The sequence below is a fragment of the Prosthecobacter sp. genome, from assembly GCF_034366625.1.
In the GTDB taxonomy this organism is placed as follows: domain Bacteria; phylum Verrucomicrobiota; class Verrucomicrobiia; order Verrucomicrobiales; family Verrucomicrobiaceae; genus Prosthecobacter.
The window spans coordinates 19,777-35,849 of the sequence record NZ_JAXMIH010000030.1; the positions used below are offsets into that span (position 1 = coordinate 19,777).

At 60.0% G+C, this 16,073-nt stretch carries 17 protein-coding genes; 7 read left to right on the forward strand and 10 right to left on the reverse strand.

What is annotated here, in order from left to right; genetic code table 11:
• Positions 1-233: 233 nt before the first annotated feature.
• From U1A53_RS26495 to U1A53_RS26515, 5 genes are read right to left on the reverse strand one after another with little or no spacing between them, the layout of a single operon-like run.
• Positions 234-656, reverse strand: coding sequence for a hypothetical protein (locus tag U1A53_RS26495; RefSeq protein ID WP_322284934.1), 423 nt, complete (start codon positions 654-656; stop codon positions 234-236).
• Positions 657-665: 9 nt separating this feature from the next.
• Positions 666-1,259, reverse strand: a complete 594-nt coding sequence (locus U1A53_RS26500; protein WP_322284935.1) for a hypothetical protein — start codon at positions 1,257-1,259, stop codon at positions 666-668.
• A 51-nt stretch (positions 1,260-1,310) separates the two neighbouring features.
• Positions 1,311-1,880 carry an aminodeoxychorismate/anthranilate synthase component II gene (locus tag U1A53_RS26505; RefSeq protein ID WP_322284937.1) on the reverse strand — a complete coding sequence of 190 codons (570 nt, stop codon included), beginning with the start codon at positions 1,878-1,880 and terminating at the stop codon, positions 1,311-1,313.
• 44 nt (positions 1,881-1,924) lie between these two features.
• A complete protein-coding gene (locus U1A53_RS26510; protein WP_322284939.1) occupies positions 1,925-2,416 on the reverse strand; it encodes a hypothetical protein in 492 nt (163 codons plus the stop codon).
• Between the two features lie 28 nt (positions 2,417-2,444).
• Positions 2,445-3,299 carry a hypothetical protein gene (locus U1A53_RS26515; RefSeq protein ID WP_322284941.1) on the reverse strand — a complete coding sequence of 285 codons (855 nt, stop codon included), beginning with the start codon at positions 3,297-3,299 and terminating at the stop codon, positions 2,445-2,447.
• Between the two features lie 111 nt (positions 3,300-3,410).
• Here U1A53_RS26515 and U1A53_RS26520 point away from each other — a divergent pair, with 111 nt between their 5' ends.
• Positions 3,411-4,088 (forward strand): class I SAM-dependent methyltransferase, encoded by a 678-nt coding sequence (locus U1A53_RS26520; protein ID WP_322284942.1) that lies wholly within the window; start codon positions 3,411-3,413, stop codon positions 4,086-4,088.
• A 9-nt stretch (positions 4,089-4,097) separates the two neighbouring features.
• Here the strand turns inward: U1A53_RS26520 and U1A53_RS26525 are convergent, their stop codons facing one another.
• Positions 4,098-4,868: an SDR family oxidoreductase gene (locus U1A53_RS26525; protein ID WP_322284943.1), complete on the reverse strand. Its 771-nt coding sequence runs from the start codon at positions 4,866-4,868 to the stop codon at positions 4,098-4,100.
• Positions 4,869-5,007: 139 nt separating this feature from the next.
• Between U1A53_RS26525 and U1A53_RS26530 the strand changes: the two genes are divergently transcribed.
• Together U1A53_RS26530 and U1A53_RS26535 are read left to right on the forward strand one after the other, a co-directional pair.
• On the forward strand, positions 5,008-5,820 hold the full coding sequence (locus U1A53_RS26530; RefSeq protein ID WP_322284944.1) for an IS5 family transposase: 813 nt from the start codon (positions 5,008-5,010) through the stop codon (positions 5,818-5,820).
• A 196-nt stretch (positions 5,821-6,016) separates the two neighbouring features.
• On the forward strand, positions 6,017-6,382 hold the full coding sequence (locus U1A53_RS26535; protein ID WP_322284945.1) for a hypothetical protein: 366 nt from the start codon (positions 6,017-6,019) through the stop codon (positions 6,380-6,382).
• Positions 6,383-6,410: 28 nt separating this feature from the next.
• Here U1A53_RS26535 and U1A53_RS26540 read toward each other — a convergent pair whose 3' ends face one another.
• The 4 genes from U1A53_RS26540 to U1A53_RS26555 are packed head-to-tail and all read right to left on the reverse strand — an operon-like array spanning position 6,411 to position 10,482.
• A complete protein-coding gene (locus U1A53_RS26540) occupies positions 6,411-7,418 on the reverse strand; it encodes a carbohydrate kinase family protein (protein WP_322284946.1) in 1,008 nt (335 codons plus the stop codon).
• Between the two features lie 7 nt (positions 7,419-7,425).
• Positions 7,426-8,562, reverse strand: coding sequence for a DUF1579 family protein (locus U1A53_RS26545; RefSeq protein ID WP_322284947.1), 1,137 nt, complete (start codon positions 8,560-8,562; stop codon positions 7,426-7,428).
• Positions 8,563-9,666, reverse strand: a complete 1,104-nt coding sequence (locus tag U1A53_RS26550) for a hypothetical protein (RefSeq protein WP_322284948.1) — start codon at positions 9,664-9,666, stop codon at positions 8,563-8,565.
• A 36-nt stretch (positions 9,667-9,702) separates the two neighbouring features.
• Positions 9,703-10,482, reverse strand: coding sequence for an ATP-binding cassette domain-containing protein (locus U1A53_RS26555; RefSeq protein WP_322284949.1), 780 nt, complete (start codon positions 10,480-10,482; stop codon positions 9,703-9,705).
• Positions 10,483-10,840: 358 nt separating this feature from the next.
• On the opposite strand from U1A53_RS26555, the gene U1A53_RS26560 reads away from it, so the two are divergent.
• Genes U1A53_RS26560 through U1A53_RS26575 form a run of 4 tightly spaced genes read left to right on the forward strand, consistent with a single transcriptional unit; the run spans position 10,841 to position 16,071 of the window.
• The gene (locus U1A53_RS26560) at positions 10,841-13,783 is read left to right on the forward strand and encodes a tetratricopeptide repeat protein (protein WP_322284950.1); all 2,943 of its coding nucleotides are present in this window, start codon (positions 10,841-10,843) and stop codon (positions 13,781-13,783) included.
• 19 nt (positions 13,784-13,802) lie between these two features.
• Complete coding sequence (locus U1A53_RS26565) at positions 13,803-14,723, forward strand: hypothetical protein (protein WP_322284951.1); 921 nt, start codon at positions 13,803-13,805, stop codon at positions 14,721-14,723.
• A gap of 38 nt (positions 14,724-14,761) precedes the next feature.
• Positions 14,762-15,589: a MotA/TolQ/ExbB proton channel family protein gene (locus U1A53_RS26570; protein WP_322284952.1), complete on the forward strand. Its 828-nt coding sequence runs from the start codon at positions 14,762-14,764 to the stop codon at positions 15,587-15,589.
• 56 nt (positions 15,590-15,645) lie between these two features.
• Positions 15,646-16,071, forward strand: a complete 426-nt coding sequence (locus U1A53_RS26575; RefSeq protein ID WP_322284953.1) for a biopolymer transporter ExbD — start codon at positions 15,646-15,648, stop codon at positions 16,069-16,071.
• The last annotated feature ends 2 nt before the right edge of the window (positions 16,072-16,073 follow it).

The following is a 16,073-nucleotide window of genomic DNA, read 5'->3' on the forward strand; positions in this document are numbered from 1 at the left end:
CCTGAGGTGGCGGCGCGGGCAGGGTGGGAGGCGCGGCTGGCGTGCTCATGGTGAGATTCTGCCCGCTCCGAGCCTGTTGACAAGCCCCACGGCTCCGCAATCGGCGTGCCCGAGGCTCCCAACAAGCAGGATGGCTCCGCAATCGACGCGTCCGAGTCTCCCGACAAGCGGGACGGCTCCGCAATTGGGCTGCCGGAGCGGCCTCAGGCTGGAATCGGCCCTCCTTTTGAGGGTTATGCGGCCCCAACAGGCTGCGGGAGCGGGGCGAGATCGGGCGGGAGGAAGGTGGTCTTGGCCTCGGGCGACATGATGCGGTCGCGGGAGTAGAAGAGGAGCAGGGTGCGCTTGTCGCGGAGCTGGGTCTGGGCGTCGAAGAAGGCGTCGGCGGATGCCGCCGGGCCGAACTGGCGGAGGGTGGTGTGGACGAGATGGAGCCAGGCCTGCGTCATCGTCTCGTGATAACCGCCGGTGGGCGTGTCCTGGATGCCATGCGTGGCATTGTAGGCCTTGATGCCGCTGCTCAGTCGCTCCAGCGCCTCAGCATGAGAAAAACGGTTCAGGTAGAGATAGGCGACCTTGAGGTGGGCGCGGTGATTCCACTGCTCGTGCGGGAAGGAGTGATCTTCGAAGCGGCGGAGGTGTTCTGCGTCAGTCATGGAGCCGATTTAGTGCCCGTCTGGTCCAGCATCATGGCCCTTTTTGAAACGTGCCACCTCATCTTCAGGAATAGGCATGAGGCGCATGAGAAGTGTCTTCAAATCACGAAAACCATCGGTGTGGTTCTCCCAAGCAGCTCCTCTGCCGTATTCCATTATGAAATTGCTGCAATACCAACAGATGCTCGTCTCAAAGGCGATCTCTGGGCCGATCCAGACGCGGAGGCCGTGGATCGGGAAATGACATGCGGCACCACCTATGTGCGGCTGACCACCGATGGCATTCGAGAGCACTGGAAGCAATTCTTCACGTTCTTTGGGGGTGCAAAAATGACTGGCGAGAACGGGAGTGTTCTTCGAGTAGGGTTTGATCTCGAACACTTGGAGGGCTGGCTTGGCGCGCTTTTCTTCACCAAACGAAAAATCCAGCAGCAGCACTTCCACGCGTGTGGCGCTGGTAATCAGTTGGGCCATGCGCCTTCGATACATCCCATGGAGAACTTCCAAGCCGGTGTTGAATTCATCTTGAGCCCGTTCCTTGGCTCTGGCGACTGGACCACTCTCTTCTGCATGAGCTGTGGAAATGCCCAGCACAGCAACCATTAAAGCGAGGAGGAGGTTTGATGCAGAGGGCATGGCCTTGGTTGCTAGGAATCACATCTCCAGGAAGTTCTTCAGCAGATGCTTGCCGTCCTGGGTGAGGATGGACTCGGGATGGAACTGGACGCCGTGGATGGGGAGTTCTTTGTGGCGGAGGCCCATGATCTCGGAGTCGTCATCGCTGGCGGTGGCGGTGATTTCGAGGCAGGCGGGCAAGGTGTCGCGTTTGACGAGGAGGGAATGGTAGCGCGTGGCCTCGAAGGGTTCCGGCATGTTTTTGAAGACCGATTTGCCCGTGTGATGAATCATGGAGGTCTTGCCGTGCATGAGGCGTCCGGCGCGGACGACATCGCCGCCGAAGACGTGGCCGATGGCCTGATGGCCGAGACAGACACCGAGGAGCGGGGTGGTTTTACCGAAGCGCTCGATCACCGCGCAACTGATGCCGGCTTCCTTGGGCGTGCAGGGGCCGGGGGAGATGCAGATGTGGTCGGGCTTGAGCTTTTCGATCTCATCGAGCGTGATCTGGTCGTTGCGGCGGATTTCCATGACGGCTCCCATCTCGCCGAAGTATTGGACGAGGTTGTAGGTGAAGGAGTCGTAGTTGTCGATGATGAGGAGCATGGGGGAACGTCAAGAGGTCAACAGTCAAGGCGTCAAGAGCCGCGCTAGAAGCCGCGAAGCTGGAGGAGGGTGTCGAGCTCGCGCTGGAAGACGGGGATGTCTGCGGCGGGCGGCTTGTAGTCCTCAGTGGGTCCGCGCATGCCGAAGCGGCCCATCTGGTCCAAGAACCACATGATGGTGGTGCCGTCGCTGAAGGTGGCTTTGCCGCTGATGAGAGCGCCGGGCGGCGGGACTTCATCGACGATGATGTTCAGATCGACTCCGCCTGCCGGGGCTACGGCGGACGGTTCTCCGTCGGGGAGTTCGCCGTCTGCACCGGGAGCGGGCGCTGGAGGGACGGGCTTTTCCGCCGGCGGAACTTCACGCGGCTTGTCTTGAATCTTGACGCCCAGCTCCATGAGCAGAAGACGCGTCTCCATATAGGTGAGCGTGGTGCTGCATTCGCTGCGGAGGCGGTCCTGGATTTGATTGAGAGTGGCGCCTTCAGCGGCCCATTGTTCGACGAGTTGACGCTGTTGCGGGGAGAGGTTTGCCATGAGGTGGGGTTGCGAAGCTGAAATGAGATCAGCCGTTCATCTTGTCGGTGATGACATGAGCCAAGGAAGAGGCCTTTTGATAGAGCACCTTCACTTCTTCCTGGCTCAGCGCCTTGCCTTCAGGGACATCCACGAGCGGGATCATTTCCTCCAGGCCTTTGCGCAGGGTCTGCAGCGAGGGATTCTTCATGATGCTGGGATGCAGGCTGTCGAGGCTCATCAGGTAATACTCGGCGATGTCTCGACGGGTGAGCTGGCGCGTTTTTTCCTCGGCGTAGTTGTCGTTGATGCTCTTGGTGGCGATCTCGAGCGCGCGCAGCCAGCCGCCGAGGCTGATGAGGTGCGCGATATCGACATCGCGGAGCTGGACCATCTCCGCCTCGACATCGGCCTGGGTTTTGGCGAGTTCGACGCGCAGGTCCTGCCAGTTGCCCTTGAGGCTGTATTCAAACAGACTCTGCTGGTGCTTGGAAAGGCGGCCGCCTGCACCGAGCGCCTTGCCGTATTTGATCATGGCGCGGCCCACGTTCTCCATCTCCTCGACCTTCTCGCATTGCACGATGAGGAAACCATCCGCGATGAGTGTGCCAAGCCCCATGGAGACCAAAACACGATCGGCGGGGGTTTTCTCGGTGAACGGACGCTTGAGGTCGTCGTAGCGGAGCTTGCCCACCTTGTTGAGCATGTCGAAGAGCTTGCGGATCGAGGGCGTGGTGAACTCGTTCACGCCGAACTCCTCGCGTACGTGCTCATCCCCGATGACATCCTCAGGGATGGGGTTTTTCTGCGGGGTGCGCTCAGGCGCATCCTGGGCATTGAGCGCGGCGATGCCTGCGGCTCCGAGCAGGGGCAGCAGCAGGCGGGCGATGAAACGGCGAATCATGGCGGCGATGATACGGTGCCCCCCCGGGATTTCCAGCGCGAGTCTGGAAAAGTCTTTCGAGCGGCCAATTCGCTACATTTCCACGGATTCTGGCGTTTGATGCTCACCATCATGCGCCTGCCCACCTGTTTGCTCTTCATCGCCGCCCTCCACCTGCCAGCCCAGGAGGCACCGCCAGCGCTGACGGAATACATGGGCCGCCAGATCGCGCAGACGATGCACTGGAAAGGCGCGGAGTGGCTGATGCGCCGCGTGCGTGAACGCGAAGAGGCCACGACGAAAATGCGCGAGGAGCTTGAGGTGAAGCCGGGCATGGTCGTGTGTGACATGGGCTGCGGCAACGGCTACCACACGCTGCCGCTGGCCGAAATGGTCGGGGCGAAGGGCAAGGTCTTCGCGGTGGATGTGCAGCCGGAGATGATCGAGATGCTGCGCCAGAACATCACGAGGAAGGAATTGAAAAATATCGAGCCGATCGTCGGCCTTTACTACGACCCGAAGCTGCCGCCGAACACCTGCGACATGATCCTGCTCGTGGATGTGTATCACGAGTTCTCGCATCCCGTGCAGATGCTCGCGGGAATGCGCGCTGCCTTGAAGCCGGACGGGCTGCTCGTACTGGTTGAATTCCGCGCCGAGGACGACACGGTGCCGATCAAACCCGAGCACAAGATGAGCAAGGCGCAGATCCACAAGGAGATGAACGCGAATGGCTTCGAGATGAAACGCGAGTTTGACGGCCTGCCGTGGCAGCACCTGATGTTCTTCGGCAAAGCGGAGAAAAAATAGCGTGCCGGATCACAGCACGTTCACCGCAGCGCCGCCATCGACGACGATGCCCTGGCCGGTGATGTAACTGCCGGCTTCGCTGGCGAGCATCAAGGCGGGGCCTGCGAGTTCGCGGGGAGCGGCCCAGCGTTTCACAGCGGTGCGGTCGGCGAAGTATTTCTTTTCCTCGTCGTTGAGCAGCTTGCCGGGCATGTCGGTGAGGAAGGGGCCGGGGCAGAGGCAGTTCACGGTGATGCCGTAGGGGCCGAGATCGAGAGCACTGGCACGGGCGAGGCCGATGAGCGCGGCTTTGCAGGCGCAATACACGTTGCGCTTCAAGCGACCGCCGACACCGAGCACGCTGGAGATGTGGATGACGCGGCCCCACTTGCGCGCCTTCATGCCGGGCACGATGGCGCGGGTCAAAGACATGACGGCGGTGAGATCGACCTCGACGTTGCGGTCCCAGACTTCGTCGGTGATCTCGTCGATGGCTTGTGGGTTGTTGATGCCAGCGTTGTTGACGAGGATGTCGATCTTGCCGAGGCGCTGCTCGGCTTCAGCGGCCAATGCTTTGACGGCGGCACGATCCGCCATGTCGGCGACCATCCATTCGACGCGCACCTTCAAGCCCTCGCCGATTTCAGCGGCGGCGGCTTTCAGTTCCTCGGCGTTGCGGCTGGAGATGAAGACATCAGCACCTGCTTCAGCGAAGCCGCGTGCCATGGCCTTGCCAAGACCTTTGCTGCCACCAGTGACGAGTGCTGCTTTGCCGGAGAGATTGAAGAGTGGGGAGGACATGCGCGCGGTTTAGCATGCGTGCATGAACTGCGCGAGCAGGAAAGCGGCTCATCTGCGGAAACCAAGGTCGGCGGTTAGAGCCTGTTATTAACTTTAAAAAGTGCTGTACACCGGTGAGGGTCCAAGCAACAAGCTTGGGATGGAACCTTCGAGCAACAAGCCAAGAACCGCCTACACCAGTGACGTCAGCGATGCAGAATGGGACTTTTGCCGTCCCTACTTGGTGCTGATGAAGGAAGATGCGCCCCAGCGGGACTATCCGCTGCGCGAGCTTTTCAACGCGCTGCGCTACATCGTGCGTTGCGGCTGCCAGTGGCGCATGATGCCCCATGACCTGCCGCCCTGGCAGAACGTTTATCAGCAGGCGCAGCGCTGGATGAAGGCGTGCTGCTTTGAGGCCATGGCCCATGATCTGCGCGAACTCTCACGTCTGGCCAAAGGACGCAAGGCCCAGCCCACGGCGGCCATCATGGACGGCCGCACCTTGCAGTCCTCGCCAGAGAGCGGCGGCCGGGCGGGCTATGATGGCTACAAGCGCCGCAAAGGCAGCAAGGTGCACATTGCTGTGGACACTCTGGGGCATCTGCTGGCGGTGAAAGTGACGGCGGCTGACGAGCAGGAGCGCGCGCAGGTCGGTGAGCTTGCAGAACAGATCCAGCAGGCCACCGGAGAGAATGTGCAACTGGCCTATGTGGATCAAGGTTACACCGGTGAGGAACCTGCACGCCAAGCGCAACAGCACGGCATCAAGCTGGAGGTGGTTAAACTCTCGGAGGCCAAGAAGGGTTTTGTTCTGCTGCCAAAGCGTTGGGTGGTGGAACGCAGTTTTGGCTGGGCGGCGCGCTTCAAGCGCCTCTCAAGGGACTACGAGCGTCTGGCTTCGACTCTGACTGGCATGCACTGGCTGGCCTTCGCGACCCTCATGCTCTCTTCTCTATTCGGCAAAAGTTAATAACAGGCTCTAGTTTGAGGCAGTCGTTGGCGGACAAGCAGCCAGGAGATCGAAGCTGGGAAAAGGACGGACCGCTGGCCTGCACGGCAGAGGAAGCCGGCTCGACGGGCTGGAGTTTCAGACGTGGGAGGCGGAGGTGCTGCGGGCTCAACGCACGCTTCATTGACGGCATGGCAGCTTCACGACATCTTTTGTCATGGTCTCGCATCTTCCGCCCCCTGACACGACACCCTACGGCATCGCGCTGGCGGAATGCGTGGCCGGCAAGCTCGAACGGGGCCGCTGCGTGACTGATCATCATCGCGACTTCTGCGGGATGGGTCTGTGGTTCATCGACGGGCATTACTGCTATGATGAATCATGGGACGGACAGCCGCCGCCGCTTGCGGACATGCTCAAGCCAAACAGCCGCGGTGGGTGCGTCTTCACCACGCGGCACGAGTTTGTGGAATGGTTCGCGGCGCAATCCGACCACAGCCTGGCGGGCTTTGAAAAGGAGGCGTGGTTTCACCAGAACAGCACCATCACACGCGCACGGCTGCGCCGGGAGATGGGCTGCTAGTAGAAAAGGAGGCTGTCAGTCGATGGCTTCAGCGAAAACCAAGCTCGGTGGCGAGTTCCAGACATTCGGCGACGGGTTTGAGCCCCAGCGATGGAGTCGGATGCGTGAGGCACATGGCGGCGGTGCAGACGGCGAGCTTGAGGCGGTCGGGGATGGACCCGTTTTCGTGGGTGCCGTGGAGATAACCGGCGGCGAAGGCATCGCCAGCACCGGTGGCACCGGCGATGAAACCTGCGGGGAGTTTGAGCGAGGACTGGTGATGAACAGCGCCGTTTTTTTCGGCCACGATGGCCCCGGCTTCAAAGTGAATGATGACTTCGCGACGGACGCCCTGGCTGAGCAGTTTCTGAGCGGCGGTTTTGATTTTTGCGAGATCTACCGGCGTTGACTTAATGTCGAGTCCGGCGGCTTTGCCGGCTTCGATTTCGTTGAGGATGAGAAAATCGGTGAAGGGCAGGGCGGCGGCGGTGATCTGGCTGAATTGAGGATTGTCGGCGCTGACGAGATCGACGCTGGTGAGGAGTCCAGCGGTTTGCGCGGCCTCCAGCACGCGGCTGGCGATGGTGCGGCCATCATCAAGCAACTGATCCATCTCGCTGAGGAGCATGAGGTAGCCGAGGTGGAAGATTTTGGCCTGCGTGCGGGTGAAATCGAAGTGCGATTCACCGAGGAGGGCGTTGGCGCCGAGTTGGTGAAAAAACGTGCGGCGTCCGGTGCCGGAGACAGTCATGGCATCGGTGTAACTTGTCGGTGCTTGGTTGGTTTGGCGGAGTTGGGTGATGTCGATGCCGGTGGACTGGCAGTCGCGCAGAATCCAGTCGCCATTGGCGTCTTTACCGACGAGTCCGGCGGCGGCGAGCGGGTAGCTGACGCGCATGGCGGCGAGGTCTTTGAGTACATTATAAGGACCGCCGCCATTGGAAGAGGTCTCACTGCGGATGAAGGTGAGCATGTCCTGCTCCGGCCAAGCGTCGATGAGCTTGACGTGGTCGATGATGAAATTGCCGCCGGCCAAAATTCCGCTGCGCGAGGTCATGGGGAGGTCAAGGTTTGATGCGGGTGTAGCGGCCTTGGTATTCTTCGATGAACTTGCCTTCCTTGCTGGTGACGGTGGTTTTCCAGTCGATGCGGTCGTCAGTTTTGAAGGTAGTGATGGTGGTGTGTTTGCGCTCACTGCCGGGATATTTGATGTAGTTGATGCTGCTGAGGGTGCGGGTGGCGGCGTCCCAGGTCTTTTCCAGCGGCGGCAGCGATGTGCTGCGGGTCAGGGTTTCCACATAGCGCCCGGTGGTACTGTCGTGAGTGATCAACGCCGCGTTGGCCATGCGGTAGTCATCGTTGCCTTCCTGTTTGGCAGAGTGTTCGCGCCAGAGGCCGGAACCATTGATCTTCCAGTGGTAGCGCACGCGGATTTTTTGATCGGGCTTGTCGAGGCTGGAGACGTCCCATTCGCCAATGAACGGTTCGAGGGCCTTCATCGCAGGTGTGGGCGGAGTTGGCTCGTCCTGATGGGGCGGGAGGACGCTCATGGGGAATTCGTAAAAGCGTCCTTCCTCCAGCGGCTTGGCGATGCGGAGTGCTTCGTCGAGGTTGGCATTGCCGCTGTGCTGCAAGGTGAGCGTGCGGCCATCGGTGCAGGCGATGGTGAGCGAAATCGAGTCGGGGGTGATTTTTTTGCCGGTGATTTTGGCGCGGAAGGGCGGGCAGCGGTTGAGATCGAGCAGGGAGAGCTTCTGAGTGGAAAAGGAGAAATCCTGCTGGGTGAAAAAGTGAGGGGAGGTTGAGATTGAAGTAGAGGAGATCGGGGAAATGCGGGGGGAAGAAACGGGGGCGTCCTTGCCGAGTACGTCGTCAAAGACCTGGGGGAACTTGTATTCGGAGCCGAGAGTGAAGTGGGCGAACATTTTGCGCTCGGCCTCGCCGCCACCGACCAAGGTGAAGGAGGTCTTGGTGCCGTCCGCATGTTGAAGGGCGAGGGTGAAGCTGCCGGGCGTGCCTTTTTTCTCGGTGACTTTGGCGCTGAAGGGTGGCCGATCTCGCAGGGACATGAGGCCGGAGGATTGAAACCAGCCGGGGGTGAACGGTGAAGGCTGCTGCGCATGCAGTGGGACTGCGAGGGTGAGAATGACGAGTGTTGCGGCTTTCAAGAAAGGCATGACGCGGCAGATGGTGAGTTCCATTCAATAGAGAATCACGAAGCGATCACCTTCGGCATACGCGGCGGTGAAGCCCCAGACGGGGACGCCGGGTTTGAGGCCGCGATTGGAGGTGGGTTTGCCGCCGGAATCGAGCACGAGCCAGGCGAGCTGGCCGCCTTTCTGCCAGCCGGTGCCGACGCTCCACGAGACGAGGGTTTCGCCGCGTGAATTGATGGCGAGCGCCGGATGACGTGCCTTGTCAGGAGAAACCGCGACGGCGTCGGAAGTGGTGTCGAGCAGCGAGGTGAAGACCCTGCCTTCGGATTCCCAGGCGGCGCGGGTGTTCTTACCGGTGGTGATGACGCTGGCGCTGCTCATGGGGCACATGTTGACGACCCAGAGACCGACGTCGCGATGCTGGAAGGTTTCTCCGCCGTCGCGGGAGGTCATGAGGGTGATGTCGCGCTGGGTCATGCTGCGGGCGGCACGGTAGAGCGTGAGCAGTTCGCCAGATGGCGTGACGAAGGCTTTGAGCGAGCAGCAGGCGCAGACACCGGGATCGTCGGCGTTGGCGATCTTCGGGGCGGCGAAGGTTTGGCCGTTGTTGGTGGACTTGAGGATGAAGACGCGGCGATTGATTTCGCCGGGACCAGAATCGGCAGGAGCGCCATGCCAGACGACGAAGACCTCGCCTTTCGCGCTGGCGGCGACGGAGGCGCCGCCGTCGAGGGCTTGTGTGTCGGCTCGTAAATCGCGCTGGGGCTCGAAGGTGACACCATGAGTGAGCGAGCGCGAGTAGAGCAACGGAGCAGGCTGCTGTTTACCGCCGGGGCCGTTCCAGACGATGTGCAGCGAGTCGTCTTTGCCGACGGCGATCTGGGCGCCGCGGATCGTGCCGGCGGCGACGGCTGAGCCGAGGGTGCTGTTGACGGTGTGCGGGGTGCTCCAGGCTGTGGCACCGGGTTTCTTCGTGACGTGGCGGACATTGCAGCCACGAGGCTCGCCCTTGAGATAGACGAGATGCAGGGTGCCATCGCTCGTGGTGACGATCTGGGGCTGCACACCGGATTCAGGGACGCGTTCAAGGAGAACATCGGTGCCGGAGGCGAAGATCGGCAGCAGGAGAATGATCAAAAATCTTTTCATGGCCGGTGTGGTGTGGGTTGGATTCAGGAGTCATCATCAGACAAGACGGAGGGAATAACGGTCTCCATGGCGTGAGAGCTTCACGGAAGCGCCATAAATCTGGCTGAGATGGCTGCTGTGAAGCATTTCCATCTTGGGGCCTGCGGCGTGAACACGTCCATCGCGCAGCATGAGGACGTGGGTGATGCAGGGGAGGATTTCCTCCACATGATGCGTGACCATGACGAGGGAAGGGGCGCGCGGCTTGACGGCGAGGTTTTGCATCCATTGCAGAAAGTGCTCGCGGGCGACGGGATCGAGACCGGCGCAGGGTTCATCGAGGATGAGGACTTTGAATTTCGCCATGAGGGCGCGGCAGATGAGCACCTTTTGCTTTTCACCCTGCGAAAGCGGACCCCAGAGGGCGTCGCGAAGATAAGCGCAGCCGACTTGCTTGAGGAGGCGGGCAGCGTCGCGGCGGACGGCGGGGGAGGGGAGTTCGATGAGGTTGAGCTTGGCCTCGCGTCCGCTGGCGATGACATCAAGCACGGGCTCGCTGCTTTCGAGATAAGTGGCGAGGGTGTTCGTGACGAGACCGACCCGGCGGCGGACCTCGCGCCAGTCGTCGTCGCCAAAGACGCTGCGGCCGATGCGCAGGGTGCCGCTGGTGGCGCTGTCGTAACCGGTGATGAGGTTGATGAGGGAGGTCTTGCCACAGCCGTTCGGGCCGAGGATGCACCAGTGCTGGCCGGGATCGACACGCCAGGTGATGCCCTTGAGAATGGGACGGCCGCGGCGGAAGGTGAGATCAGTGACTTCGAGGACGGGAGGGAGCATGGAGGGCGACTGTCGAATGACGAAGGTGGAATGTCGAATGGGGAGTGGCGAATGGGGAGTGGCGGCTGAACACCGGACATCAGAAATTGGGCATGGATTTGACTGGCAGACGGATGCCTGACGAGCTTTTCAAGCCGAAGGTCCGTCTTCGCGGATGGAATTTGTCCTTTTGTTTTTTCTCCCGTGACAAAAATGACCATCCTGCTAGTCTCGGCACTCTTTCCCGAAAAAAATGTCAGTCACTCAAGCAGCCCAGCCACCCTGCACAATAATTCGCGATGCAGCGCGCAATTCCAAGCTTGCACGCCGCCATTCTTTTTTCGTATGCTGCCATGAAGTGGAACGCACCCTGCAACTCATGAGACCGATTTTCTGCGCCGCTCTGGCCCTGGCCGCCAGCACGCCTGTTTTTTCCCAAGCTCCGCCTCCTGCGCCGGGGACACCGCCTGCCGCACCGGGTGCCCCCGCAGCTCCCGGAGCACCTGCCGCACCTGCCTCTCCGGCGGCGTTAAATATTCAGCAGGAAACTGAGGCGCTGGTCAATGCCGCCGGCGGCCTTTTTGCCGAGGCGAAGTATCAGGAGGCGCTGTCCAAACTTGAGCAGGCCAAGAAGAACCTGAACAACAAGCCCTTCGAAGGCATCATGTTCATTGAAGGCGCCTGCCATTACAACATGAGCAACTATCCGAAGGCGATCGAGACGCTGGAGGCCTTCATCAAGGAGTTTCCTCAAGGCGCGGCGATCATCGATGTGCGCATGGCGCTGGGCCGCTCGTACATCGCCAGCAAGCAGGAGGACAAGGGGATTACGGTGCTGAAGGAGGTGGTGACAAGCTCGCCAGACAAGAAGGCCGAGGCAGGATTGATCATCGCAGACGCTCTGAGCAAGCAGGATAAAAAAGACGAGGCTCTTGCCATTCTGTCTTCGGTGCTCACGGACGGCATCCGTAGCGCTGAGTCCATTCAGGCGGCGATGATGGCGGCCAATCTTTATGTCAGCAGCGGCAAGCTCGACGAGGCCGGCGCGCTGATGGACAAGGTGCGCAACTTTGCCTCCGGTGGCGACAGCATCGCTCAGATGAACAACATCTACCTGAAGCTGGGCGATGAGATGATGGAGAAGAAGGCTTTCAAGGAAGCTCTCGGCGCCTACCAGCTCGTGCGCAAGAAGACCGAAATCTCCCGCATCCAGAAGGAGCAGGTGGCCAAGCTGGAGGGCCAGCTCAAAACCGCCAAGGGCGTGCGCAAGGACGAAATCGAAACCAAGCTCAAGGCGAACACGGAAATCATGGCGGAGATCGAGAAGCGCACGGATTACGACGCCTCGCTCTACTACCGCCTGGGCCGCTGCTATTATGAGATGGGAGCGCCGAAGGAGGACGGCACCGTGGGCGATGCCTCACGGCTGTGGCAGGCAACCCTGGCGTTTGACGTCATCGTCGATGGCTTCAAGGAGTTCCCGCAGCGGGACAAGTGCATGTTTGGCCTGATCATGGTGAATGCCGCCCTGAAGCGCATCAAGGAGGCCCGCGAGCTGTGCCAGGAATTCATCGACAACTTCCCTGATAGTGAGCAGATCGGCCAGGTCTCCGAGATGTATGGCATGCTGGCCTACCAGAACAAGCAGTTGAAGGAGGCGGTGGACGCGTTCGCGAAAGCCGAAAGCTTCCCGAAAGCCGACAAGCCGCGTCTGCGCTTCCTGCGTGGCAGCGTGCTGTTTGAAATGCAGAAGTTTGACGAGGCACGCACGGCTTTTGAGCTGCTCATTTCGGAATTCCCCAATGAGGAGGCCTACAAGGACGACGCCCTTTACCGCATCGCGCTAAGCTACTTCTACCAGAACGATTACAAGAGCGTGATGAAGGCCCTCAAGACCTACATCAAGGAGAACCCGAAGGGGCAGTATGTTGTCGATGCGCGCTACCGCATGGCCTTCATCAACTTCCAAGGGGGTGACAAGGAGGACGCTCAGGAAGAATTGATGGGCATCGTGAAGGATGCGCCGAATGACCAAAACATCGGCCAGGTGCATGCTTTGCTGGGGGACATTTACAATCAAAAGGCGGATTATGAGAATGCGACGATCAATTTCGCCGCCGCCGTGGACAAGGCCAAGACCGACGATGTGCTCAATTACGCCATGGACCAGGTCACCGATCTCTATGTGGGTGGCAACAAGTGGAAGGAGCTGGCCGAGATGTGGCAGAAGTACTACAACACGCACAAGGACAATGACGACCTCGCGCTCAAGGCCATTCTCTGGATCAGCCGTGCCAGCATCAAGGACGGCAAACTTGAAGAGGCCAAGAAGCTGCTCTCTGAACACATCAAGACGCGCATCGCCAACCCGGCGAACCAGCAGGTGGAAGGCTTGATCCAGCAGCTTGTGAGCATCAGCGCCCCGAAACGTCGTCGTGTCAGCACCGCAGCAGCTCCCGCACCCTCGGCAGATGCGACGAAGCCTGCCGATGGAGCCGCTACCCCTGCGCCTGCACCGGCTCCAGCCCCGGAACTCACCTTCGAAGATGTCGAAAAACAGCTCGAAACATTGCTCACGCCGCCCCAGGAGGCGATGAACGGCACGGCGCAGATGCGCATTCTCTTTGCGAAGACTTGGCTGGCCAAAACGATGAAGATCGCTGACAAGGCCGAGAAGTTCTTCAACATCATCATCGAGGTGGCCAAACCTGACGACCTCAGCCCGATGCTGCTGGCCACCGTGGGCGACAGCGCTCGCAAGAAGGGTGATCTGGACAAGGCAAACGCCTGTTATATGCGCCTGAAGGATCTCTTCAAAGACAGCGAGTATGCCGATGGCGCACCGGTCGGCCTGGCCGAGATCGCTTATGAAAAGGGCGAGTTCGACAAGGCGCTGGAGCTGTTCCGCGAGGCACAAACCTTCCCTGGCAGTTCCCGTGTGCTCGAATCCACGCAGGGTGAGGCCAAGACGCTTGCCAAACTCAAAAAACCTGATGAGGCAAAGAAAATTTTCGAGCAGATCGCCAACACCAAGGAATGGCGCGGTCAGGCTACCGCGAATGCATTGCGCATGCTCGGCGAGATCGAAGCCAGCAACGGCAAGCACGAGGCGGCCATCGCCTACTTCCAGCGTGTGTTTATCGCCCATCAAAAATGGAAGGATGAAATGGCCAAGGCCTATCTTCAGTGCGCGAAGTCCTTCATCGCCCTCGGCAAACGTGATGAGGCCAAGAAGACGCTGGATGAGATGATCGCCCGCAAAGACCTCGAAACTCAGCCCGAGATGAAAGACGCCAAGGCTCTTCGTGCCACACTGCCCTAATCTCGAACTCTCCTATTTCATGCGCACGTTCGCTCTGCTTCTCTCCTTCTTCGCCGCCATCGCAGGCTCTGCTTTTGGGCAGGCCATTGTGCTCAAAGACGGCAATCGCATCTTCTCCTCCGAATTTTCGCTCCAGGACGGCAAGATCGTCCGCACCATCCAGATCGGCGAGCAGAAGGCCACCAGCGTGGTGGACAAAAAGAACATCGACTCGCTGGAGTGGCCCTATCCCGCCGAACTGACCGAGTCGGCCGATCTGCTTGCCAAAGGCAAGACGGAGGAGGCCATCGTCGTCCTGAAGAAAGGCCGTGACTTCTTCGAGAATTTTGAAGGCATTGAAGGCAACTGGTATGTGGACATCTACTTCGCCTATATCGAAGCCCTGAACCAGGGCGGCAAATTCGATGACGTGGTAAAATCGCTCCCCGCCCTGCGTGCCCTGAAGCTTACCGAAGCCCAGAAGATGCGCCTGCGCATCATCCAGCTCGACATCGAGCGACAGACGACTTCGGACTATGCGGCCATCATTGCTGAGGCTCAGGGCATCCTGAAGGAGACGGATGATTCCGCCATTGGCGCCTCACTGTGGGCCATCATCGCCGATGTGCACACTCGGAAGAAGGAGTGGGAGAAGGCGCTGCTGGCCTACCTGCGCATTCCGGTCTTTTATGGTACCCAAATGCAGCGCGTGCCGGAGGCGGAACTGAATGCGGCGAAGACGCTCATCAAAATGAAGCGCTACGAGGACGCCAGCGCCTTCCTGGCGCGCATCGTCGATTCTTATCCCGGGTCGCAGGTCGCTGATACCGCCACGAAGGAAAAAGCGGCGATTGCCGGAATGAAAAATGTCGCCGAGGAAGAAACTGCTGCCACGGATGGCGAACAGAAGCCGAAGGAAGGCGAAACCGCCCCACCCACCGATTCCAAACCGAAAGCCTAAATTCCCCCAACTCCATGCAAACCAACACCGCCACCACCATGACCCGCCATCTCCCCAACGGCCCCGCCCGCGCGTTCCTCTGCGTCCTGCTGGCGTTCGGCCTATTCGCTTCCGTCAATCTTTTCGCTCAAGAGCCTGCTCCAGCGGAAGGTGCACCTGCCGTGGAAGAACATCACACTATGATTGACCGCTTCATCGAAGGCGGCTGGGTGATGTATCCCATCACCGCCTGTTCCATCGCCCTCGTCTGGCTCACGGTCGATCTCTGGATGCGCACCAGCATCAAGAGGCTGGCTCCTCCAGCCCAAGTCGCCCAGGTGCAGGATCTGTTCCGCGCTGGCGACTACGTCGGGGCCTACCAGTTCTGCAAAGGCAATCCGTCCCCCTTCACCAATACCAGCCGCGTCGCCCTCAGTTTCCTCGGTGACGGGCACGAAGCCACGGAGGCGGCCCTGTTCACCGAACTCAACAAGGCGAACTCCGCCATCCAGACGCGCATCAATTACCTTTCCGTGATCGGGGTCTGCACGCCGATGATCGGTCTGACCGGCACGGTGACCGGGATGATGAGCGCCTTCTCCACCCTGAAGACCAGCGGTGCTGGCGATCCTGCCAAGCTTTCCGGCGCCATCGGCGAAGTGCTCATCGCGACGGCTTCCGGTCTGTTCATCGCCGTGCCGGCCTTCATGTTCTTTTACTTCCTGCGCAACCGTTTGCAGGTTTCCATCACCGATCTTCAGGAGGTCGTCATGGGATTGTTCCGCAAGATGCCCTACCAGCACCTCAAGGACGCGCATGTCGGCGAGGAAGAGTTTTACGCCGCCATTCCGAACTGGGTGGCTGGTGATGCGGCCCATGCGGCGTAACTGCCCCGGTTTGCTCATGATTCCTTTCAAATATCAACCCTTGACCTTCTAACACTATGGGCGGCGGCGGTGGCGGTGATGGTGAACCGGAGTTTCAAATCGCTCCGATGATTGACGTGCTGTTGGTGCTGCTCATTTTCTTCATGAGCATCACCTCGGCGCAGGTGTTGCGCATCGACAAGGAGATTCAACTCCCTGTCGCTGGCGATGCTAAAAAAAAGGAAAAGAACATGATGAACGAGGCCGCGCTCAATGTGCGCTGGACCAACGGCAAGTCGCTCATCACCTTCGAGGACACGAAATACGAGATCGTGGAGCCCTTGGTGGAACTGCTGCGCCAGCGCAAGGAGAGCAACACCAAGTACCGCGTCGTCATTCGTGGCGACAAGCGCCTTCCCGCCATCGAAATCCAAAGGGTGATGAGTGTCGTGGCCCAGGCGGGCATTGATGACATCTCCTTCTCGGCTTTGAACAAAGAATAACC